The organism is Bradyrhizobium sp. AUGA SZCCT0283 (genome assembly GCF_018130385.1).
Taxonomy (GTDB): Bacteria; Pseudomonadota; Alphaproteobacteria; order Rhizobiales; family Xanthobacteraceae; genus Bradyrhizobium.
The window spans coordinates 14,770-37,188 of the sequence record NZ_JAFCLU010000040.1 but is presented as its reverse complement, the minus strand read 5'-3'; the positions used below and the strand labels follow the sequence as shown (position 1 = coordinate 37,188).

The following is a 22,419-nucleotide window of genomic DNA, read 5'->3' as shown; positions in this document are numbered from 1 at the left end:
GTGCCTTTGGAGAAAAAAGCCCGATGCTGCATCATGAACGTCTCAGACCGCCATCCCATGATTATCCGGCCGACGAATGGAACGTCGTCGAAAAAGCGTTTCACCCCGAATTCCTGGCTCAGCTCGAAACTATGCTGGCGCTCGGCAATGGGTACCTCGGCATGCGCGGGTGCCCAGAGGAGGGCGGCCCCAACGCTGAAAACGGCACGTTCATTAATGGGTTCTATGAAGAGCGGCCGATCATCTACGGAGAAGAAGCTTACGGTTTCGCAAAAACTGGTCAAACGATCTGCAACGTGACCGATAGCAAAATCATCAAACTTTTCGTCGACGACGAGCCTTTCTGGCTGCCCAATGCGCATCTTTTGAATTACGACCGGCGGCTTAACATGAAGTCCGGAACACTAGACCGGGAGATCCTCTGGGAAACTCCATCTGGCAAACAGGTATCGATTACATCTCGACGTTTGGTCTCCTTCGTCAATAGGCACGTGGCCGCCATCTCCTATTGTGTGACAGTCCTTAATGCGCACGCTTTTGTCGTGATCTCTTCGGAGACGAAGACGAATGAATGCAGCACCCGCGGCAATGAGGACGATCCACGACTGGCGAGAGCTTTCCCGGGCCGCGTGCTGCATCTGCGGGCCAGCTATTCCAAAGACCGCCGCGTCGTGCTGTGCCATGCGACTGAAAAGAGCCGCTTCACGGTCGCATGTGCGACTGACAATGCGCTAGAGAGTTCTTGCCCGTACTCCTACAAGGCTGCCCACACTGGTGACTTCGGCCAAGTCGCCTTCACCATCGAGGCGCGGCCGGGCTGCTCCATCCAACTTACCAAATATTTGGTCTATCACACCTCGCAGACGGCCTCCTCCGAAGAGCTCTGCGGCCGTGCTGAGTGGACTATGGATCGCGTGGTGAGCCAGGGATTCCAGAAGCTGCTCGCCTCCCAAGAGCAGTACATGAACGATTTTTGGCGCCGAAGCGATGTCCGGATCAAGGATATCAGGGAAGACCGAACAAAGCGCAGCACCATCGAGATTCAACAGGCGATCCGTTTCAATCTGTTTCATATCCTGCAGGCCTCGGCGCGCGCCGAAGACACGGGTGTGCCGGCGAAGGGCCTAACCGGGCAGGCCTATGAAGGGCACTACTTCTGGGACACCGAAATCTACGTGCTGCCGTTTCTGACCTATACGTCTCCCCGCATCGCCAGGAACCTCTTGGTGTTCCGGTACAAGATGCTGCCTCAGGCACGAGCGCGCGCCAAGGAATTAGGCCACCGAGGAGCCATGTTTCCGTGGCGCACCATCAGCGGTGAGGAAGCATCGGCATACTACGCGGCCGGTACCGCACAATACCATATCAACGCAGACATCATGTACGCGCTTCGCAAGTATGTGCAGGCAACGGGCGACGAATCGTTCCTGCGGGACTACGGCGCCGAGATGCTCGTGGAAACCGCGCGCCTGTGGGTGGATCTAGGATTCTACTCGGAGGCAAAGAGGGGAAAGTTCTGCATCAACGGGGTCACCGGGCCCGACGAATACAATGCAGTCGTAAACAACAACGCATACACTAACTTGATGGCCCGCGAAAACCTGCGCTACGCAGCTCAGGTTGTCGAATTCTTGCGGGAAACGGAACCGGACGCATACAACGCGCTTGTGCACAAGACAGCGCTCGAGCCCTCTGAGGTGACAGCATGGATTCGCGCGGCGGAGAACATGTATGTCCCATATGACGAGAAGCTGGAGATTATCCCGCAGGACGACAATTTTTTGGACAGAGAGCCCTGGGATTTCCGGAACACGCCGCGCGACCGTTATCCGCTCCTCCTATTTTATCATCCGCTGAATATTTACCGGAAGCGAGTGATCAAACAGGCGGACGTGGTCTTGGCCATGTTCCTGCTGGGCGATGCTTTCCCACCCAAAATGAAGAAGCGTAACTTTAACTTCTACGATCCATTGACGACAGGCGACTCATCTTTGTCGTCGTGCGTCGAAGCGATCATCGCCGCACAGACGGGCGATATGGATAAAGCGATTCGGTACGGAATGGCGGCGCTCCTAATGGACTTGGCCGACGTGGGCGGCAACGTGAAAGACGGCTGCCATATCGCCTCGATGGGCGGCACCTGGATGATGCTCACCTATGGTTTCGGAGGTATGCGGGACTCTGACGGGATGTTGTCGTTCTGGCCCCGTCGTGCGCCCGAGGAGAATGCTATCCTTCGATTTCCCTTAATCTACCGCGGCCAGATGCTGGAAATCGAAATCGGCCTGGACAGGGTGGAGTACGCGCTGCGTGAAGGTGAGCGCCTCGTAATCCGGCATGAAATGGAAGAAGTCGAGTTGACTCGGGAAAATCCGCTCGCCGTCCGGCCGGTTAGTAGGGGACGGACGATCTGAATACCCAATGGGCGGAACGCAAGGGGCACTTATTGGAGCAAACTTGGATGGCGACCACACAGCGAACATGAATTTGGCGGAGAGGCCATGAGCGACAAGTCGTCGCTCGCCGGCAAACGCAAGCGTGCGGCAATGCGGCGAGATCAACCGAATGCAGTGAGGTCCTCCATCAAGCTCGCGGCTGTAGGTCGGCCCCGAGTGAAAGGCGTTCTGGTCATCGATGTGGGTGGCACTTCGGTAAAGATCCTTGCTACCGGGCAAACAGAAAGTCGGTCGTTTCGATCCGGACCGAAGCTCACTCCGAGGCAAATGGTGTCAAAAGTGAAGAAGCTTGCTGCGGACTGGACATATGATGTGATCTCGATCGGCTACCCCGGCCCAGTCTTGGGAGGCCGGCCGGCTGCTGAACCTGTGAACCTGGGGCGCGGTTGGGTCGCGTTTGATTTCGCGCAGGCGTTCGGCCTTCCCGCAAAAGTGCTGAACGACGCCGCCCTGCAGGCCTTGGGGAGCTATAAAGGAGGTAAGATGCTGTTCCTGGGCCTTGGGACAGGACTCGGCACCGCCTTGGTCGTCAACGGCGTAGTGAAGCCGATGGAGCTCGGCCATTTGCCGTACATGAAGGGCACCTACGAGGATTACGTCGGTCGGACCGGCCTGGAGCGCGACGGCAAGACGATGTGGCGCCGTCGTGTGGCCGACGTCGTCGAGCGTCTCATGGCGGCTATGCGGCCGGATGAAACGGTGATCGGCGGGGGCAACGTCAGGAACCTCGACGCACTACCACGGCGGTGTCGTGCGGGCGAAAATGCCAACGCCTTTCGCGGCGGATTTCGCTTGTGGGCGGGAGCCGTTGTTCGCCCGTCGAATATAGAAAGCAGAGGGGCTCGCTCCAGGCGAAAAAGCTGACAACTGAAAAGGGTGTGGCTCAGATTGCTGGATCGGAGAGCTTCGTCGACACAGTCGATGTGCTCCAGGATGGCCAAAAAAATGATCCGGCGTCTTGGGCCGGGATGCGGTTAGGCCAAGCATGGAGGAGGGACCTATGGGATCTGCAATCGCGAGTGATTCCGGAGCTAGCGCACCCAGCCCGATTGCTCTCACGAACGTTCGCACCGGCCTCGGAGCGGATGCGATCGCCGCAGCCCTGATCGAGAATCTGCACTGCCTGCTTGGAAAACTGCCACAGCACGCAACGCGAAACGACTGGTACATGTGCCTCGCCTACACCGTTCGCGACCGCATGATGGAGCGCTATGTAGCAACGTTATCATCCATTACCGAAACGAACACGGCCGCCAAGGCCGTTGCATATCTTTCGGCCGAGTTCCTGACCGGACCGCATCTTGGAAACAGCCTGGTCAGTCTCGGGATCTGGCAAGCAGTAGAGGAAGCGCTGCTGCGAGTGGGGCAAGATGATCTAGCCCGCCTTCTGGACCAGGAGGAGGAGCCCGGGTTAGGCAACGGCGGTCTTGGCCGGCTGGCCGCGTGTTACATGGACTCGCTTGCGACGCTCAACGTTCCTGCGATCGGCTACGGCATCCGTTATGAGTTCGGGATCTTCGATCAAGCGATCCGTGACGGCTGGCAGGTCGAATTGACGGACAAGTGGCTGCGCTTCGGCAATCCCTGGGAGATCGTTCGTTCCGAGATCACGTTCGATGTGAAGCTCGGCGGGCGCACCGAGCCCTATTACGACGAGGCCGGCCGCTATCGCATGCGCTGGCTTCCCGAGAAGGTGGTGAAGGGCATCGCCTATGACACGCCGGTCCCGGGCTACCGTGTGCCAACCACAAATCTGCTGCGCTTGTGGAAGGCCGAAGCTGCCGAATCTTTTGATTTCGAAGCGTTCAACGTCGGCGACTATTACCGGGCAGTGGACGAGAAGATCGTATCGGAAACCATCTCCAAGGTTCTCTATCCGAATGACGAACCGGAAGCAGGAAAGCAGCTGCGGCTGGCACAGCAATACTTCTTCGTGTCCTGCTCGCTCCAGGACATGATCCGGTTGCTCATAATGCGCGGCAAGCCGCTCCACGAGTTCCATTCATATTGGGCCGCACAGTTGAATGATACACATCCCTCCATTGCCGTCGCCGAGTTGATGCGGCTCCTCGTGGACGAGCATGCGATGGAGTGGGATCAGGCCTGGGCTATCACCCAGCAGACCTGCGGCTACACGAACCACACGCTTCTTGCCGAGGCGCTTGAGCGATGGCCGCTACCGTTGTTTGCCCGACTGCTGCCGCGCCATTTGGAGATCATTTACGAGATCAATCGTCGCTTCCTGGACGATATCCGGCTGCGCTATCCGGGTGACGATCAGCTCCTTCAGCGGCTTTCGCTGATTGATGAAGCAGGAGGCAAACATATACGCATGGCGCACCTTGCCAGCGTGGGCAGCCACGCGATTAATGGCGTCGCTGCCCTCCATACCGAGCTTCTGAAGCAGACGTTGCTCAGCGACTTCCATCGAGTGGCGCCGGAAAAATTTTTCAACGTGACCAATGGAGTGACGCCGCGCCGCTGGATCGCGCTGAGCAACCCGAACTTGAGCGCCCTGATCACCCGGAAAATCGGTGACCGATGGTTAGCGGACTTGGAACACGAGCTTGAACACCTCGAGCCGTTGGCCGTCGACGGCGAGTTCCAGAAAGATTGGCAAGCCATCAAGGCCGATAACAAACGTGTCCTGGCCGGTCTCGTCAAGGAGCGAACCGGAATCATTGTCGATCCGCACTCGCTCTTCGACATCCAGGTAAAGCGGCTGCACGAGTACAAGCGCCAGCACCTGAACGTTTTGTACCTGGTCACTCTTTTTAACAGGCTTAGACGTGCCTCCAGCGCGGCGGAAATACCCCGAACGATCATTTTCGGCGGCAAGGCCGCTCCCGGGTACCGCATGGCCAAGCTCATCATCAAGCTGATTAATTCCGTCGCCGGAGCCATCAATCAGGACCCGGCCGTCTCTCAGGTTCTCAAGGTGGTGTTCCTGCCGGACTTTAACGTCAAAACCAGTCACCGCGTGTACCCCGCCGCGGACCTGTCGGAACAGATCTCCACGGCAGGGAAGGAGGCGTCGGGCACGGGCAACATGAAATTCGCCATGAACGGGGCATTGACAATTGGCACCTTGGACGGCGCCAACGTCGAGATCCGCGACGCAGTAGGTCACGAAAATTTTTTCTTGTTCGGCCTGACGGCTGCGGAGGTCGAGCGATCGAAGGCTGAGGGCTACACGCCGCGCAGCATCTATGACTCAAATTCGGAGCTGCGCGAGGCGATCAATCTCATCGGTTCCGGGTTCTTCTCGAACGGCGATCGCGGACTCTTCCAACCCCTCGTCGAATCGCTGATCACCCGCGACGACTACATGCTTCTGGCAGACTATCAGGCCTACGTGGAATGCCAACAGCGCGTCAGTCGAGCGTACTCCGATCAGAACGCCTGGACGCGCATGTCCATTCTCAACAGCGCGCGAGTAGGTCGTTTCTCATCCGACCGCTCGATCCGGGAGTACTGCCGCGACATCTGGAACGTTAGGCCGATCGTTCCTGACGAAAGATGAGCATGATGCGGACGATGACCACCCGTGATGTCACATCGGGTGCGAGCGCTCCTCTCGGCGCGACGGTCCTCCCGGGCGGCGTCAATTTCAGCGTGTTCTCGAAGCATGCGGTCTTGCTTGAGCTGCTTCTGTTCGATGACGAGAATGCCTCCCAGCCGGCAAGGATCGTCCCTCTCGACGCGAGTAAACATCGTACGCATCACTACTGGCATGTCTTTGTGCCGGACCTTCAGCCGGGCCAGGTGTACGCCTATCGGGCGCACGGGGCCTTCGACCCGGACCGCGGATCTTGGTTTGACGCCGAGAAGGTACTCCTGGATCCTTACGGGCTTGCCGTAGTCCTCCCCGAGACATACGACCGCTGGGCTGCGGCGCGGCCCGGAGACAATGTCGCTGTGGCGATGAAGAGCGTCGTAGCCGATCCCGATCGTTACGATTGGCAGGACGATGTGCCGCTCAAGCGGGCTTTTGCGGAGACTGTGATTTACGAGCTGCATGTGCGCGGCTTTACTCGCCATCCCAGCTCGGGCGTCGCGGTCGAGAAACGCGGTACATACGCCGGACTGATCGAAAAGATCCCGTACCTCAAAGATCTGGGCGTCACAGCAGTGGAGCTACTGCCAGTATTCCAATTCGACGCACATGACTGCCCGCCGGGCAAGACGAACTACTGGGGCTATGCGCCCGTCTCGTTCTTCGCGCCGCATCAGGCGTACAGCTCACAGAAGAGCTCGCTCGCGGTCCTCGACGAATTTCGGGACATGGTCAAGGCGCTCCACCGCGCGGGCCTCGAAGTGATCCTGGATGTTGTATTCAATCACACAGCAGAAGGCGGGCGGACTGGGCCGACGTTGTCCTATCGCGGTCTGGCGAACGACGCCTATTACATCCTCGACGGGGACAAATCCCGTTACGCCGACTACACCGGCTGTGGCAACACGCTCAATGCCAACCAGCCGATCGTGCGCCGCCTGATCCAGGACAGCCTGCGTTACTGGGTGTCTCAGATGCATGTAGACGGATTCCGATTCGATCTCGCGTCGATCCTGTCGCGCGACGAGGAGGGCCGCCCGCTACCGAACCCGCCCATTCTCTGGGACATCGAATCGGACCCGTTACTGGCCGGCACTAAGCTGATTGCAGAGGCGTGGGATGCCGCAGGGCTCTATCAGGTGGGAAGCTTCATAGGGGACAGATGGCAGGAGTGGAACGGCCGGTTCCGCGACGACGTGCGGTGTTTCCTGAGGGGCGACAACGGCTCGGTGTCGGGCGTGGCCACACGGATCCTGGGCAGCCCCGACATTTACAGTCACGAGGAGCGCGAAGCCGAGCAAAGCATCAATTTCGTCACCTGCCATGATGGCTTCACGCTCAACGACCTGGTTTCGTACAATCACAAGCACAATGAGGCCAATGGCGAGAACAACCACGATGGTTCCGACAACAATTTGAGCTGGAACTGCGGCGAGGAGGGGCCGGCCAACGATCAGATGGTCGAGGCGGTGCGCAATCGCCAGGTCAAGAATTTCTTCGTACTGGAGCTGTTGGCGGCGGGGACGCCGATGCTGCTCATGGGTGACGAGGTGCGCCGTACCCAGAGAGGCAACAATAACGCCTATTGCCAAGACTCTGACATCAGCTGGTTCGACTGGAGTCTGCTGGAGCGGCATGGCGACATCCACCGTTTCGTCAAAGCGCTCAACAGATTTCGCCAACGCCGTGATGTCGTGGTGGAAGGGACTGCGCTCAGCCTCAATCAGCTTCTACGCCGGGCGCGCATCGAGTGGCATGGAGTGGCGCTCAAACGCCCGGACTGGAGCGACAACTCGCATTGTCTTGCCTTCACGCTGCGAAGCTTGGGCGCCCGCTTTCTGCTCCACGGGATGCTCAACGCCTATTGGGAACCACTGGCGTTCGAGTTACCGTCGGTGCCCGCCGAGCATCAGCAGGGGTGGCGACGCTGTATCGACACCTCGCTCGATTCACCCGATGACATTTCCCCCTGGGAGAGCGCACCAGCCGTAAGGCAGGCGACCTATCTGGCGCAGCCGCGGTCCATGGTCCTTCTCGCGCTGGCGCTCGAAAGAAGTGTTCCAGAGGTGGAATGATTTCAATGACCATCCGCTCGCCACCAGGCCCCCGCAGGAACTGCGATCAACGCCGGCAACCCTCCGACCGGAACTATGCGCGCAAGCCTGACTTCACGGACGGCGCCTAACCGGTCGGACGGCGCAAGCGGTCCCCGGCGCTCTTCGTTTGCGTGGCTCGTTCATACCTTGACCCGAATTTAGGGGTGGGGGATGCGCGGAGAACGGTCGCTACGGACTGTTGATCTAGATCAAAGTCGGCGATGCGAATCCTTAACCAACATGTGCAGTTGCGACGATGGCGCAGCCGGCCACCGCCGCGGGCGAAACTGCAATCGCGAAAGCGAGGCGAGCGATGCGCATCGCGATAGGTTCGGATCATGCCGGCTTTCCACTTAAGGAAGCCGTGAAAGCCTTCTTGACCGCGGAGCATAGCGAGGTCCTCGACCTGGGCACTCACAGCACAGATGCCGTGGACTATTCCGACTATGCGGGGGCCATGGGCCGGGTTTTGCGCGAGCACCGGGCCGAGCGCGGCATTCTGCTCTGTGGGAGCGGGGTTGGCGCGTCGATGGCCGCCAACAGAATTCCCGGGGTCCGCGCCGGATTGTGCCATGACACCTATTCGGCGCACCAGGGCGTTGAGCACGATGATATGAACGTGCTGGTGCTCGGCGGTCGTATCGTCGGTGTCGAACTCGCCCACGAGCTGATTGGCGCGTTCCTGAACGCTCGCTTCACCGGCGAGGCGCGGCACCGGCGCCGTCTTGCCAAGATGGTCGCGCTGGAAAACCCACTGCGCGCGCTCCAGGTCTTCGGCCAATCGGTGTGGCTGGATTATATCCGCCGCAGCTTGATCACCGGTGGTGAATTGAGCCGCCTGATCGACGAGGACGGCTTGCAGGGGGTGACTTCGAATCCGGCAATCTTCGAGAAGGCCATCACCGGAAGCTCCGACTACCGCGCGGTTCTCGAGCAGCCCGACGTCGTGGCGTTGGATGCAAAGTCAATTTACGAGCGACTAGCGGTTCAGGATATTCGCGACGCCGCCGATGCCCTCCGCGCCGTATACGACGATACGTCGAGGCGTGACGGGTACGTTAGTCTGGAGGTCTCGCCGCTTCTCGCGAACGAAACTGCGGGCACGCTTGACGAAGCCCGGCGATTGTGGCGGGCCGTAGACCGCGACAATCTGATGATCAAAGTCCCTGCGACGTCTGAAGGCATTCCCGCTATTTGCGAGCTCATCGGCGAGGGGATCAACGTCAACGTGACACTGCTGTTTGCTCAGGACTCGTACGAGCGGGTGGCAGAAGCTTACATTGCGGGCCTCGAGACATACGCAGGCCGGGGTGGCGACCTGAAGCAGGTTGCCAGCGTCGCCAGTTTCTTCATCAGCCGGATTGATACTGCGATTGATGCGCTCATCGAAGCACGTTTGCAGGCGGGGACAGATGCAAACCAGGCAAGCGTGCTGCGCGGCTTGATCGGCAAGGTCGCGATTGCCAACGCCAAGTTGACCTACCAGCGGTATCAGGAGCTCTTCAGCGGGCGACGTTGGCAGGCCCTGGCTAGTCAGGGCGCCCAAACACAGCGGCTGCTCTGGGCCAGCACGGGGACCAAGAACCCCAACTACCGCGACGTGCTCTACGTCGAGGAGCTGATTGGACCCGATACCGTGAATACGATGCCTCCTGCGACTTTCGACGCGTTTCGCGACCACGGACGGCCGCGCGCCAGCCTCGCGGAGGACGTGGAGTCCGCCGCTGACACAATGGCTACGCTCGCCGAAGTCGGGATTCCCTTGAAGGAAGTCACCGACAAGCTTCTCACGGACGGCGTGCAACTCTTCTCCGATGCCTTTGGGAAGCTGCTGAACGCAGTGGAGAAGCAAGCGAGGCAGGCAGCGGCGGCAAGCCTCAATCGCTTGACGTACATGCTGCCCGAGCCGCTCGCCGTTGCAATGAAAGCAGTGCTGGCGGAGTGGGGTGCTGAGGACAAGGTGAGAAAGCTTTGGGCTGGAGATGCGTCGCTTTGGAGCGGTAGGGACGAAGCGCAGTGGCTCGGATGGCTCGGCATTACGAACGACCAGCTGGCCCACATCGAGCGCCTGACGGCTATTAGAGAAGCCGCCAAGAGTGCGGGCTTTTCCCATGTCCTGTTGCTGGGGATGGGAGGATCAAGCCTCGGTCCGGAAGTAATCAAGACGACCTTTGGCCCGATCAGCGGGTTCCCAGAACTTCACGTGCTTGATTCAACCGATCCGGCTCAGGTGAAGGCTTTCGAGAACAAGGTTGATCTGAAGAACACGCTCTTCATTGTTTCAAGCAAGTCTGGCTCGACGCTCGAGCCTAATGTTTTCAAGCAGTATTTCTTCGACCGTATCGAACGACTCGTCGGCCCGAACGAAGCCGGCCGTCGCTTTATCGCCATCACGGATCCGGGATCGAAAATGCAGCAGGTTGCCGAACGCGACCAGTTTCGGCGCGTTTTTCTCGGCTGGCCCAACATCGGGGGGCGTTACTCGGTTCTCTCCGATTTCGGCCTGGTCCCGGCGGCCATTATGGGCGTGGATGTGGCGAAGTTCCTGGACCGGACTGAGGAGATGGTGTGTGCCTGCATGCCGTCCGTTCCCGTTGCAGAAAATCCAGGCGTCGTGCTCGGCACGATCCTGGGTGTGGCGGCGCGGGAATTTGACCGCGACAAAATCACGATCGTGGCGTCACCGCCGATTTTGAATCTTGGCGCTTGGTTAGAGCAGCTGGTGGCGGAGTCCACAGGCAAGGAAGGCAAAGGATTGATTCCAATCGATCGCGAGCCACTTGGCAAACCCGATGTCTATGGACGCGACCGCCTGTTTGTCTATCTGAGACTGTCGACGGCAGCCGATCCGGCGCAGGACGCGGCCGTGGAGGCGCTGGAACAGGCCCTTCACCCGGTGATTCGCATTGTGATAGACGGCGACCCGTATGATCTCGGGGAAGAGTTTTTCCGCTGGCAGTTCGCCACAGCAGTTGCTGGCTCGATTCTCGGCATCCATCCATTCGATCAGCCAGACGTGGAGGCTAGCAAGATCGCATCACGAAAGCTGACGGACGAGTATGAGAGAACCGGGGCGCTGCCCTCGGAGACGCCCATCTTTACGGCCGATGGGATCGCGCTGTTCACGGATGAGAAGAATTCTGCCGCACTAGCGAAAATGGCGAACGGCACGCCCTCTTTGGCGCAGTATATCGAGGCGCATCTCAACCGGCTCAACGAGGGGGATTATTTTGCGCTTCTAGCGTATGTCGAGATGAACGAGGCGCACGAGCGGGTATTGCAGGAGATCCGTCAGGCCGTCCGCGATGTCAGGCGGGTCGCGACGTGTCTCGAATTTGGACCGCGTTTCCTCCATTCAACTGGGCAGGCCTACAAGGGTGGTCCGAACACGGGGGTTTTCCTTCAGGTTACGTGCGATGACGCCGTTGATTTGCCCGTGCCGGGACGGCAATACACTTTCGGTGTGATCAAAGCGGCTCAGGCCCGAGGAGATTTCGACGTTCTGGTGGAGCGCGATCGCCGGGCGCTGCGCGTGCATCTCGGAACCGACGTGGCTGCTGGCCTGAGCACGCTGCGGAGCGCCATCCTGACGGCATTAGGCCTCGCGCCGGATCGCTCCTAGGACTTCTTGCAGAGCATGTGGCGCGCAAATACAGTTCCGGTTCTGGGAGGCGACATATGAGCGACGACGCCCCTCGCTGGGCCTCCTTCTCATCGGCTTTTTCAATAGTTTTGAGCTTGGCCAGCGACCGAATTGTCGAACTGGGTTGTGCTCCCATAGGCGAGGATCCAAAGGCGTTTGTAGATCGGGGAGGCTTGGCTCGCCTGGAAACTGAGGCTGCCGATGCGGCGATCAGGAGAGTTCGCGAGGCCGCCTACCCACTGATCTTCAAATTGTTTGGCGCCGAAATGCCTCGCGGCAAAGCGCGCAAACTTGTTTTAACTCGGCTGGGTCAAGACTTGAGACGCATTGAAAAGACCCTGGGATATCAAGGACCCGCTCGGGAAGATGTGCGCGAGCCAAAGTCCAACCGCGTGCGTCGTTACCAGCGCCGGAAGAGCGGAGTGACCAAGGCTCGAACGAAGTAATTATGCGAATTTCGGGTGTTGTCTCTCTTTGCCGGAAGACATTGAAGACGTCCATCGAGCGCTGGCAAGCCAGCTCGAGCAACGAGACTCCTAGTGAGACATCAATACCCAGCATGGCGGTTGTCCAACAACCGTATAGGTAGCGCCAGGCAGGAAGAACTCCCTTAGCCGGGAATGTCTATAGGCTCCTATCACCAAAAGATCGATTGCGTGATTTTTGACGTAAGCTTCGAAGATCTTTCCAGTCGAGGCTGTTCCCTTGGGAATAATTTCAAACTGGGCTTTGATGCCGTGCGCGGCCAGATGCCTGATGAGGGCTTCTCCGGATTCCCGCTCCGCCGGTGTTTCGTTATCTGTCGCCGTGAAGACCCGGACTGTTTTGACGCTCTGCAACAACCACATTGCATCCGCGACGGCTCTGGTGACTTGCTGACTGTGATCCCAGGCAATCGCCGCATGATCGAACGAATTGGGTAGCCGATCGGCCATTTCTGCTGAAAAAATCAGGAGCGGTCGTCCCGACTGGAAGATGAGTTCTTCGAGCACTTTTTCATGCAGAGCGTCGAATGGTCTGACCGGGACCAAGGATATGTCGAACGTGCGCGCGCAATATGCCAAATAGGAAGGAAACTCTTCCCGAACACAACGCGTGATTGTTTTGTGAAATCCGACGCCACAAGCACGCGCTGCGGTATCAAAAACCGCCATCATATGGTCAGCACTCAAAAGGCTCTGCTTTTGCTCAGGCGTCTCGAGGGTTAGACCGTTCGTTGGGAAGAGCGGTCTGTCACGCGAACGCACATCCACATCAAACGAAACGGCCGTAATTTGTGCTTCCAGATGCGCAGCGACCGACACGGATTTCTTTATCGCAGCGTCTTCGACTGCCAGCGGATAACTGACAAGCGGTAGCAGAATTTCTCGAATCGCCATGACCTTTCCTCCATGAGGTTTGCAGTCTGGGAGCCACCATCGAGACCCGTAGATCGGTCTGTCTCAAATGGTGAACTCGCCGCACTGCCGCGCGGCCAGCAGCAAAGGTAGGCTACCGAAGGAACGCATCATGACGCCCCTCCCGAAAAGACGGCTCACGGCTCGAAGGACGCTACGGGCGCGCCTAGCGACCCTTGACTTATCTCAAGGATCTTCTGTTACGCGCAGCGCGCGTTTGCCTTCTTGCGCGACGTTTCCTTCAATGACCAATGGGCGCGGTGTTCCATGGCTCGATGGCCGCGAAGACGTCACTGAGATGGAAATATCCAATACTTGGCCTCATCCGGATCGAGAGCTGCGATCACTTCCTCGCCGACGCCTACGACCAGATGAAGTAATTCTGAAGAAGGTGGGCGAGAGTTCCCTTCGAGGCGCTCGGAGTCTTGATCCATGTCAATCGGCATCGTTGCTGCCTCGTCTGAATGCGGTCCCAGCCTTGCTACCGGGAGGGCGAGCGACATGCGGTTCCTTAAAACGATCTGCTGGATGTGTGCCTTCCTTGGAATGCTGCACGTCAGCATTCCCGCACGAAGCCAGGGCACCGACACGACGCAGACGCCCAGCAGCACACCTGCTCAACCGCCAACCAGCGCGGCCTCGCCGGTTCCTGAGCAGCCGGCGCTGAAGCCGGCCGAACTCGATGGGCTGGTGGCGCCTATAGCATTGTATCCGGATGCGCTGTTGGCGAACGTGCTGATGGCATCGACCTATCCGCTCGAAGTAGTGCGCGCTGAGCGCTGGGTAAACCAAAACAAGAACCTCAAGGGAGATGCGCTCAAAGCCGCGGCGGAGAACCAGGCTTGGGACGCGAGCGTCAAGGCGCTCGTGGCAGCGCCCGCGGTTCTGGAGATGATGAGCGAGCGTCTCGATTGGACGCAGAAGCTCGGCGAGGCGTTCCTTGCGCAGGAGCAGGACGTCATGGACAGCGTGCAGCGGATGCGTGCGAGGGCTTACGACAGGAAGAAGCTCGAGACGACCAAGGAACAGGTCGTGAGCGTGAAGGAGGAGCAGAACCGGCAGGTCATCTCAATCGAACCCGCTGTGCCGGACGCCCTCTACGTTCCCTATTACGAACCGCAGGTGGTCTACGGCGATTGGCCATACGCCGACTATCCGGCTTACCCCTTCTACTGGGGCTATCCCGGCTATATCGCCGCCGGCGTGATCGCGACCGGTCTTGCGTTCGGCGGAGCCTACGCGCTTGGGCGATGGGCATCCGGCGGATATTGGGGCCGCGGTGGTTATTGGGGCGGCAGCCGCATCAACTGGGCCGGCGGAGGCATCAATGTCAATCGCGGCGCCCGCGTCGAGCACTGGCAGCACAATCCGGCGCACCGACAGGGCGCGCGGTACAACAATGCGAACCTGCAACAGCGGTTCGGTGCCGCCAACCGAGGGCCCGGTGCAGGTGTTGACCGGCAGCGGCTGGGGACTAGCGCCAACCGCCCGAACGTCGGCGATCGCGCTCAGCGCGCGGACCGCGGTGGTCGTACTGGCGTCGATCGCGGCCGGCCGAACAGGCAGGCGGGCGCGGGCAGGACGGCAGGCAACCGACAAGTTGCCCGAAACCGGTCGGCTGTCGCAAGGAACGTGAGATCGGGTCGCACGGCCGGTCATTTCCGGCCCTCTGCGGGCATGCGCTATGGTGGCGCCCGGTTCGCCGGCGGCGGACATCGAGCTGCCGCATTCCGGGGCGGCGGGGGCTTTCGCGGTGGTGGAGGCTTCCGCGGAGGTGGGGGCTTCCGCGGTGGCGGGCGCCGCTCGGACATCGAGCTGAAACACGATGTCGTACTGCTGGGCCGGCTAGACAACGGCCTCGGTTACTACCGCTTCGCCTATAACGGTAGCGAGAAGGCCTACGTCGGAGTGATTGCGCAAGAAGTCAGAGCCGTGCGACCCGATGCGGTCACTGTCGGCCGCGACGGCTATCTTCGGGTGTCCTACGAACGGCTCGGACTGCCTTTCCGATCCTATGACGCTTGGGCAGCATCCGGCGGCCGGCTGCCGAAGCCTGACGACACGCTGCACCGCGGCCATCCTTGAGCATCACCGCTCGTCGGAATTGCGCGCTGAAGCGACACAATGGTTTGTGCAGGTATTCAAGTTTTCGGAGTACGCATCATCCCTGGAGGGCAGGACGCATGAAATTTCTTACGGGGGCGCTCGTGGCAATGCTCTTGCTTGCGGGTGCAGGCGCAAGCCATGCGATGGTTCGGATTGCCAATGACCGAGGCGGGCAGATCGGGCGCTATGTAGATCGATTTGAAAAATTGCGCGCCTCCGGACAGACGATCATCATCGATGGCCTGTGCGCCTCAGCCTGCACAATTGTCCTTGGCACGATCCCTTACGACAGAATCTGTGTAACTCCGAATGCCAATCTCGCTTTCCACGCAGCTTGGGATTTCGGGGCTCGGGGACGTGCTATTCCGAACCCGGCGGCAACCAGCGATCTTTTTTCGATGTATCCAGCGCAGGTCCGACGCTGGATCGCCAGTCGCGGCGGCTTGACTCCGCGCATGATCTTTCTGCGAGGCAGCCAACTCGCAGCGATGTATCGCCCCTGCTACCTGGACGCCCAAGTTGCTGTAACGCGTAAACGCCTGAATTTCGCGAACGGGTCGGAAACAGTGGGAGCAAACGTCGGCTCGGGAAAGGCTCGCGGGGCGGCGGGCGCGAAAGCTCTTGGTCACTCATCGCGATGAGGTGGTCCGTTGGCTGCAAGTAGTAGCGCGGACAGCTCAATGCTTATCGACCATCAAGCCAATACCGGATAGCACGGCCTCCAAGCCAAACAATGATGCCCCAGGCGACGATCACCAATCCCAGGGGATCGTAGTTCGGTCGAGCAAAATAGAGCCAGACGACGATCCCACCAGCAATCAGGATCACTGCGATCCATGACGCAATCACAGCAGGTGTCCAAGACGTGGTGCCATCGTCGACTTTGCGACATGCAGCCTTAAAAGCTGCGACTTAGCGGTCGCCAATTGACGCCGCCTTACGTTCCTTCCGATTTCACGATGATCGCAAGACTCTCAAGTTGGTTCGCTAGTGCTGCCCAGCTACGGGAAATGTTCTTATGCACGGCAGACCGACGGGCTGAATTCCTCAGATCCGCTCCCAAGAGTTTGTGTTCCGCAGCATAGGTTCTGCATTGCTCGATTGTAGGCATTTGCGCTCCTACGCCGGACCCATTCGGTCCGCGGTATTGGAGGCAATCTTCTGCTCTCTTTGCAGTTCCTAGCTCCTCCGCCTCCAATGCAGGGACCAAGGGTCGTTCTGAGCGCGTGAAGAAATGGGGACCGCGCGACCGCACCTATTGAGAATATCTGGTGCGAGGGAATTCGTGGTTGCAGTTACAGCAGTGGTACCGTGCAACATCTCTTTTGTTCCATTCGATGGAACGCAATTGCAAGTTTGTAAAAGACCGGGGCGGGGTTATTCGGTTAGCAATCAATTTCGAGAAGCCCGACGCAGCCCGCAGAGCGCGAATGCTCTGCGGGATATTTTTTGCAATGAGCTGCCAGAGTTAGTTGTCGCTTGCGCGAGCCGGTCAACGGGGCGTGGCGGGAGTAGCAGCAGGTTGCTGGGCCGTAGGTGGCGCCACGGCAGGGGCCGCGGCAGGTCGCGCGGCAGGGGCGGCAGCAGGTCGGACGCGTGGTTCACAGCGACCATTCACCATGCGCATTTTTCGTGCGCTGCACTTGCGAACCGCGGCACGCACCGCGGAGTTCCGTACGCAGATGCCATCGACCAGTTGACGCCCCAGGCCACATCCTTGGCGAACTTGAATGACCGGATTGTTCGGCTGCTGAAGGTGGATGTACGGCATGCTCTCTGCTGAGGACGCAACGCACAGCGCGAGCGCAATGACGGTTGGCCTGATCATTTGCTTCCTCTCCAGTCGTCACAGAAAGCCATGCCGATGACTTCATCATCGGCTTCGAGCAGCCAAAGGCCAGGAGCGTCGCGCCGCTCAGTAGTTCGGGCAAACCCAGTTGCCGTAGGCGTCGTAGCCGCAGCCGCGGCGGTAGTAGGCCCCCGTCGCTGCTGCGCCGACTGCAGCCGCGCCCACTGCCGCCGCACCGACACCGTAGCCGCGATAGCCGTAGCGCCCGCCGCGCACAGCGACCGCGCCACCCCGATATCCACGAGCAGCGACAGCGCCGCCACGGGGTCCTCGAACTGCGACAGCGCCGCCACCTCCAGCGCGCATACCGCCGCCGCGTCGGGCGAACGCGTCATCGGGAGTGAAGGTGACCAGCAGCATGGCTGCGGCTGCCGAAGCGATGAGAATTCGACGCAACATTACCGTTCTCCTTCTTCGAGAGAGGAAAGCCGCGGACACCTGCAAGCCTCGCTCGCGGGAGCTTCGCGCCCTTGACTTGGATCAAACAAACCTCACGTTCATCTACGTGAACACACTCCATCACCCGCTCCATCGCGGATGCTTCCAGTAACTAGACCTTGATCCAACGCTGAACGCGGAACTGAGTATCACAACACTGGAAACCGCCTTCACACTGACGCTACAGTCCGAGGCATCCTACCGCGACGCAATAGGAGCGAAACACGATGGCTGAGACCGTCTCCATTGGATCGCCCGTCCGTCGCCAAGCCTGTCTCTCGACCGCGGTCCAGAAAGCCCGCGGTCGTCAGCGCGTCGGCATTAGCGCTGCACCTCGATTGCAGCAGGACCTATGTCGCCAAGCTCAGCCGACGAGTATGTCGCGCTTGTGACTGGCCGGGATGCGATCAAGATGCTGTGCGAACGAGCAAGCTATAAGAGGGAGAACACGATGAAATATCAAATCTGGTATATGAAGCCATCGTTTCTTCGCGGCGTCGTTGGAAGCTCGCCCGATCTCAACAACCTCTCGGCTACTCATGTTCACTTGAAGGATATCGAAGCTGATAATCACGAAGATGCTTTGTCTCGCATGCGAGCGGAGAACTGGTCGCCGAATGGTGAGGCTCTCGATTTGCTTCAGAGCAAGGGACTACAGCACACAACCATGACGATCGGCGACGTACTCGTGGATGAAAGCGATGCTATCTATCTCGTCACCGGCATTGGGTTCAGTTTGCTACCGAAACATGGGGAGCCGCATCGATGATTATCATGAGGGCTGAATAAACGCCGAGAGAAATCCCCTAACGGAAATGGCTGACCGGGCAGCCGCATCTTGTCTACGGCTTTCTGACAGCAGCGCCGAACGCCGTAGTCGAGCCGATCCATCGCATGGCGATGCCAGTGATCCTCACGATCGATGAGGAGCGCGATGTCTCTACATGCGCCCGTGCTTTCGTCTCAATCGTATAATTGACAAATCATGTTGGCGCGTGGAGCCCGAGTAATGACTCTCGGGTTATCGCATCGCGAAGGCTATTCAGTACGGTTCGAGCGCTAATGTCCTTTGATAGCATCCATACGCCGATCTCCATTTTTTAAGCAGGCAGAAGTCCATCAACCAGGCGCGGACACTGGCAAGGCCCGACGACCCGCAGCGTCCGCGACCTTGCCCTCGGCATGAATGTGCTTTCAGTGGGCGATCCCAGAGATCCCTGGTGGGTGCCCGTGCCGCCGCTGCAGCAACCGCGTTGCGCGCCGCTGAAGGTGGCGCTGTTCAAGAACCTTCCGGATACAAAACTCGATCCTGATGTCGCCGAGGCGCTTCGCAAGGCAGCGACGTGGTTAAGTGACGCGGGCTATCAGGTGGAAGAGGCGGAGCCACCGCATTTTGCCGAAGCTGCGCGCCTCTGGCGCGATCTCCTGATGACGGAAGCAGAGGAAGGGCTGCTGTCGTGGATCGAGAAAATGGGGGACGATCCGATAAAGTGTTCAGTTAACGCAATGAAACCGAACTCGTCGCGTCTGAATCTTCAAGCCTATGTGCGCGGCCAGGCGCGAAGAACCACGATCTTGCGTGAATGGCGCAATTTTTTCCAAACCTATCCTCTACTCCTGCTTCCGATATCGGGCGAGAAGCCGTTTGCGATTGATGCGGATCAGGCCGGTCCGGAAGCCATGCTTCGGACGTTGAACGCGCAAAGCCCAATGCTTGCGACGGCAGCCGGGAGCCCCCGGCCGGTTTGGGCGCGGGGGCCTTTTGGGGTACAGTCATAGCGGCACGTCTGAAAGACGCTGTTGGGTTCGAAATGCACCTTATAGTTTGACAAGCCTTGGTAACTTGTTGATATCGCAACAAATGCGACCGCCCTCCGAGCGCACCAAGCGGCATAAGTCATTGATGCGAAAAATGATTCGCCAAGACTTATTCCCACATTGTTACCCACAGCGAACGTTAGTATTTGGTCTGCGCAGACTTCCTTTTTTCTCGCACGTTTGTGCTTCTTACCTAGGGCGTCTTGTTGTGGTCGTCGCAATTTTGTTTGAACGACGCGCCCGCATCTGAAAACCCCTATTTGCTCAGGAGAGGGCAGGGGCGTAGCCCAGCGTAGACATCGGACGGGCCGGAACTCTTGCGGATTCACTATTGGCCCGAAGCAACATGGCGGCTGGGTCCATCAACGCCCGTTTTCGGAACGTAGGGCAGGTCTCGACTTCGGGTTTTGACTCAGGGTGTGTGAAAACGCGAAGACGGCTCAATCGCGATAAACACAGTCTGGGCAGTAGCGGCCGCTGTTCAAGCACTTGCCTGATGATCTCGCCACTCGGCGGGCCACATCTCGAATTCGCGCCTGAAGGCCCGCCGGAATCCCTCCTCGGATTCATATCCGACCGCCACAGCGATTTGGGGGACGCTCATGCGCGACTCGCGAAGGTGGCGCTTGGCAATCTCCAGACGCCATACCGTGAGATAGCGAATGGGCGGCATTCCAATCAGCTGTGCGAAGCGATCCATAAATGCGCTGCGGGAGAGGGCAACCTCCTTGGCAAGGATATCGGCTGACCATGGAGCGGCGATGTCGCCATGAATGAGCGCGAGTGCACGCCCGATATTGGGGTCACTCAGTCCCTTGAGCCATCCTTGCTCCCGATCGCCAAGCTTCGAGATGTACTCGCGAACGGCCTCCACCAGCAGCACCTCCGAGAGCCTCGACATCACTTCCGACGATGCCAACCGACCACGGGCCAGCTCGGCCGCGGCAAATCGCACCGATGTCTCGACCCAATCGCGGGAGGCGGCCTTGCTGATGTCGAGCCTCAGCATACGCGGCAATGTGGCAAGCAGCGGATTGAAATCGTCCTGAGTTCCGAGAAACCCGCATATGATGCTGGTCGGCTCGTGCCCGCCACCATACCGGATCTTCATCACGCCGCCCTCCGGCGACTGCTGGATCAGGTCGGCGGCGCTAACCGGAATGACGCCCGCAGCGCTCGCCATCGTGTGGATGTCGTTGCGGGGAAACAGGACGATCTCGCCGGCGCGCAGTTCGATCGGCGGTTCGCCGTCGAGGCCGACGAGCATGCGGCCTTCAAGGACAACGTGGTAGCCGATCACCTGCACCAAATCCGGCAAAAACGGCAGGCATTCCTTGAGACCAACCTGGGCGGCGACACTCCACGGTGCCGTGAGATTCGCCTCGAAGAAGACGCCGCCCGTGAGCCGAACCGACCGAAGAACATCGGACAGGGGATCTGGCATGGTCTGGGTCTCTCAGTTTTGCGCGAATGGTCCTCGCATCCGGCGCGTCCTCCACTGGCATCCAGCTCAAGTGTATCCGATCGACAACGACAAGCCACCGGATGCTCCCGATGCGGAACGCCTTGACGCTGCCGCGGCGAACACAAACGGCGTGCGCCAAAAGGGGTTGCGACTGGTGGTACTGCTGCTTTGGCCACCAGACGTCACTGTTTCAGAAAAAGCTCTATCTCCTCGAAAAACCGCTCGCAGGCGGCCTCATGCTTCAGAAAAAGATGATTTTGGCCGTGAAGTGGAATGAATCGGGCGCCCGGAATGCCGGCAGCCATTGAGCGTCCTAACTCGAAGGGCACTCTCGCATCTCCACGCGCGTGCATAACGAGTGTCGGCATAGTCACCTTACCAAGAAGCTCGGTGACATCAATCTCTCCGGCGGCTGTTAAGTAGCGCGCTGCGCACTCGGGTGAGGTCGTGCGGCGTTGTAGTTCATTGAAGAAGGCAGCTTGCTCTGGTGTGGCCCCGGGTATGAATTGCCCGGTGAACAGCTGTCGGAAGGCTGGATTATCTGATCCCCAGCCATGACGCATCAACGTCGCCATTGCAGCTCGAAGTTCCCTTTCCTCGGGTGACCTCTTTGCCGCCCCAAGCGCAAATCCCCCATAAAGAATGAGGTGGGAAACTCGTTCTGGATGTCGAACAGCATACGCAATCGACACCGCACATCCCTGGGACACTCCCAAGAGCGGAAATCGATTCACACCAGCCGCATTGACCACTGTTTCAAGGTCACTGACCCAGGCTTCGAGAGACAACGTCTCGACATCCCAGTCCGACATGCCAGTGCCCCGCGCATCGTACCGGATAAGGGTATGCTTTTGCGCCAGCCCGTGAACGACGTGCTGCCACACAGGGGTTTCCCAGTCATATTCGAGGTGGTTCAACCAATTTGCGGTTTTGACCAGCGGAGGTCCGCTGCCGGCGGTCGCATAGGCGAGACGAACCCCTTCAGATGTGCGGCAATATTTGATCTCCTGGTTGATTTGCGACGGATCGGCATTGAAATGGTTGGGTTCTTGCTCATTACGGCCCGATATAGTCTGCAGACCAATCAGTCGATACCCGCGGCCCGGGACCGTAACAACAAAGCTCTGCTCGCTCGGCCCTTCGTCGAGCGCTTTCCTCAGTGCTGAGATGTGAACGTGAATGTTGCTATCTTCTACTGACAGGCCCGGCCATACCCGTTCCAGCAAGTGGTCCTTGGAGACGACATTGCCTTTTGCAGAAGCCAGTTCGCAAAGGATATCCATCGCGCGGCTCCCCAACTGAACCCGAACGCCCTCGCGCGAAAGCTCGCGCCGTTCGGGATCAAGAAGGAATCGACCGAAGCCAACCATTTTGCCGCCCATCGGGCCCGCGTCACGATCGCCGATTCAGAACAATTAAGGTTCTAAACCAAGGACCTTAAGCGGCCATCGCCTTACCGTCCATAGAACGTACTGCCGCAGGCGCCAATCCGAAAGCCAGGCGCCAGAAATCAGGAGAAGGTCGTGACCACCTTTCTGACGGACACGCAAAGTACGACACCCTGGATCACCGCGAAACTTCGAGCAGTCGACGCC

The 22,419-nt window shown here is 59.1% G+C and carries 14 protein-coding genes and 1 pseudogene; 11 read left to right on the top strand and 4 right to left on the bottom strand.

Annotated features, from left to right (window positions below; translation table 11 throughout):
- Nucleotides 1–23 precede the first annotated feature (23 nt).
- The 6 genes from JQ624_RS33490 to JQ624_RS33460 all read left to right on the top strand — a co-directional run bounded on the left by JQ624_RS33490 (nucleotide 24) and on the right by JQ624_RS33460 (nucleotide 12,197).
- Entirely contained in the window at nucleotides 24–2,414 is a 2,391-nt protein-coding gene (locus tag JQ624_RS33490; RefSeq protein ID WP_212423162.1) for a glycoside hydrolase family 65 protein, read from the top strand.
- Nucleotides 2,415–2,501: 87 nt separating this feature from the next.
- Nucleotides 2,502–3,320, top strand: a complete 819-nt coding sequence (locus tag JQ624_RS33485; RefSeq protein WP_249130266.1) for an ROK family protein — start codon at nucleotides 2,502–2,504, stop codon at nucleotides 3,318–3,320.
- 136 nt (nucleotides 3,321–3,456) lie between these two features.
- Nucleotides 3,457–5,979: a glycogen/starch/alpha-glucan phosphorylase gene (locus JQ624_RS33480; RefSeq protein ID WP_212423161.1), complete on the top strand. Its 2,523-nt coding sequence runs from the start codon at nucleotides 3,457–3,459 to the stop codon at nucleotides 5,977–5,979.
- A gap of 14 nt (nucleotides 5,980–5,993) precedes the next feature.
- On the top strand, nucleotides 5,994–8,087 hold the full coding sequence (gene glgX / locus JQ624_RS33475; RefSeq protein WP_212423160.1) for a glycogen debranching protein GlgX: 2,094 nt from the start codon (nucleotides 5,994–5,996) through the stop codon (nucleotides 8,085–8,087).
- A 277-nt stretch (nucleotides 8,088–8,364) separates the two neighbouring features.
- Entirely contained in the window at nucleotides 8,365–11,730 is a 3,366-nt protein-coding gene (locus tag JQ624_RS33465) for a bifunctional transaldolase/phosoglucose isomerase (RefSeq protein WP_249130265.1), read from the top strand.
- Between the two features lie 56 nt (nucleotides 11,731–11,786).
- Nucleotides 11,787–12,197, top strand: a complete 411-nt coding sequence (locus JQ624_RS33460) for a hypothetical protein (protein WP_212423159.1) — start codon at nucleotides 11,787–11,789, stop codon at nucleotides 12,195–12,197.
- A gap of 90 nt (nucleotides 12,198–12,287) precedes the next feature.
- Here JQ624_RS33460 and JQ624_RS33455 read toward each other — a convergent pair whose 3' ends face one another.
- On the bottom strand, nucleotides 12,288–13,130 hold the full coding sequence (locus JQ624_RS33455; protein ID WP_212423158.1) for a universal stress protein: 843 nt from the start codon (nucleotides 13,128–13,130) through the stop codon (nucleotides 12,288–12,290).
- Nucleotides 13,131–13,399: 269 nt separating this feature from the next.
- Here JQ624_RS33455 and JQ624_RS39425 point away from each other — a divergent pair, with 269 nt between their 5' ends.
- From JQ624_RS39425 to JQ624_RS33445, 3 genes are all read left to right on the top strand, one after another.
- Nucleotides 13,400–13,528, top strand: a complete 129-nt coding sequence (locus tag JQ624_RS39425; RefSeq protein ID WP_283816994.1) for a hypothetical protein — start codon at nucleotides 13,400–13,402, stop codon at nucleotides 13,526–13,528.
- A 121-nt stretch (nucleotides 13,529–13,649) separates the two neighbouring features.
- Nucleotides 13,650–15,233: a DUF3300 domain-containing protein gene (locus JQ624_RS33450; RefSeq protein WP_212423157.1), complete on the top strand. Its 1,584-nt coding sequence runs from the start codon at nucleotides 13,650–13,652 to the stop codon at nucleotides 15,231–15,233.
- A 98-nt stretch (nucleotides 15,234–15,331) separates the two neighbouring features.
- Nucleotides 15,332–15,895: a hypothetical protein gene (locus JQ624_RS33445; RefSeq protein ID WP_249130264.1), complete on the top strand. Its 564-nt coding sequence runs from the start codon at nucleotides 15,332–15,334 to the stop codon at nucleotides 15,893–15,895.
- Between the two features lie 1,274 nt (nucleotides 15,896–17,169).
- Here JQ624_RS33445 and JQ624_RS33440 read toward each other — a convergent pair.
- Nucleotides 17,170–17,502 carry a hypothetical protein gene (locus JQ624_RS33440; protein WP_212423156.1) on the bottom strand — a complete coding sequence of 111 codons (333 nt, stop codon included), beginning with the start codon at nucleotides 17,500–17,502 and terminating at the stop codon, nucleotides 17,170–17,172.
- A gap of 490 nt (nucleotides 17,503–17,992) precedes the next feature.
- On the opposite strand from JQ624_RS33440, the gene JQ624_RS33435 reads away from it, so the two are divergent.
- Entirely contained in the window at nucleotides 17,993–18,310 is a 318-nt protein-coding gene (locus JQ624_RS33435; RefSeq protein ID WP_212423155.1) for a hypothetical protein, read from the top strand.
- 383 nt (nucleotides 18,311–18,693) lie between these two features.
- Nucleotides 18,694–19,320, top strand: a pseudogene (locus JQ624_RS33430) (amidase family protein); the annotation flags it as partial.
- Nucleotides 19,321–19,840: 520 nt separating this feature from the next.
- On the opposite strand, the gene JQ624_RS33425 reads toward JQ624_RS33430, so the two are convergent.
- Together JQ624_RS33425 and JQ624_RS33420 are read right to left on the bottom strand one after the other, a co-directional pair.
- Nucleotides 19,841–20,803, bottom strand: coding sequence for a cupin domain-containing protein (locus tag JQ624_RS33425; RefSeq protein ID WP_212423154.1), 963 nt, complete (start codon nucleotides 20,801–20,803; stop codon nucleotides 19,841–19,843).
- A gap of 203 nt (nucleotides 20,804–21,006) precedes the next feature.
- A complete protein-coding gene (locus JQ624_RS33420; protein ID WP_212423153.1) occupies nucleotides 21,007–22,206 on the bottom strand; it encodes an alpha/beta fold hydrolase in 1,200 nt (399 codons plus the stop codon).
- Between the last annotated feature and the right edge of the window lie 213 nt (nucleotides 22,207–22,419).

Excerpts from the sequence above, each read along its gene's own strand:
- JQ624_RS39425 (WP_283816994.1), top strand. The coding sequence starts at position 13,400 with ATGGGCGCGGTGTTCCATGGCTCGATGGCCGCGAAGACGTCACTGAGA.
- JQ624_RS33425 (WP_212423154.1), bottom strand. The coding sequence starts at position 20,803 with ATGCCAGATCCCCTGTCCGATGTTCTTCGGTCGGTTCGGCTCACGGGC.
- JQ624_RS33460 (WP_212423159.1), top strand. The coding sequence starts at position 11,787 with ATGAGCGACGACGCCCCTCGCTGGGCCTCCTTCTCATCGGCTTTTTCA.
- JQ624_RS33485 (WP_249130266.1), top strand. The coding sequence starts at position 2,502 with ATGAGCGACAAGTCGTCGCTCGCCGGCAAACGCAAGCGTGCGGCAATG.
- JQ624_RS33490 (WP_212423162.1), top strand. The coding sequence starts at position 24 with ATGCTGCATCATGAACGTCTCAGACCGCCATCCCATGATTATCCGGCC.
- JQ624_RS33435 (WP_212423155.1), top strand. The coding sequence starts at position 17,993 with ATGAAATATCAAATCTGGTATATGAAGCCATCGTTTCTTCGCGGCGTC.
- JQ624_RS33440 (WP_212423156.1), bottom strand. The coding sequence starts at position 17,502 with ATGTTGCGTCGAATTCTCATCGCTTCGGCAGCCGCAGCCATGCTGCTG.
- JQ624_RS33420 (WP_212423153.1), bottom strand. The coding sequence starts at position 22,206 with ATGGGCGGCAAAATGGTTGGCTTCGGTCGATTCCTTCTTGATCCCGAA.
- JQ624_RS33480 (WP_212423161.1), top strand. The coding sequence starts at position 3,457 with ATGGGATCTGCAATCGCGAGTGATTCCGGAGCTAGCGCACCCAGCCCG.
- JQ624_RS33450 (WP_212423157.1), top strand. The coding sequence starts at position 13,650 with ATGCGGTTCCTTAAAACGATCTGCTGGATGTGTGCCTTCCTTGGAATG.
- JQ624_RS33465 (WP_249130265.1), top strand. The coding sequence starts at position 8,365 with ATGGCGCAGCCGGCCACCGCCGCGGGCGAAACTGCAATCGCGAAAGCG.
- JQ624_RS33445 (WP_249130264.1), top strand. The coding sequence starts at position 15,332 with ATGAAATTTCTTACGGGGGCGCTCGTGGCAATGCTCTTGCTTGCGGGT.
- glgX (WP_212423160.1), top strand. The coding sequence starts at position 5,994 with ATGACCACCCGTGATGTCACATCGGGTGCGAGCGCTCCTCTCGGCGCG.
- JQ624_RS33455 (WP_212423158.1), bottom strand. The coding sequence starts at position 13,130 with ATGGCGATTCGAGAAATTCTGCTACCGCTTGTCAGTTATCCGCTGGCA.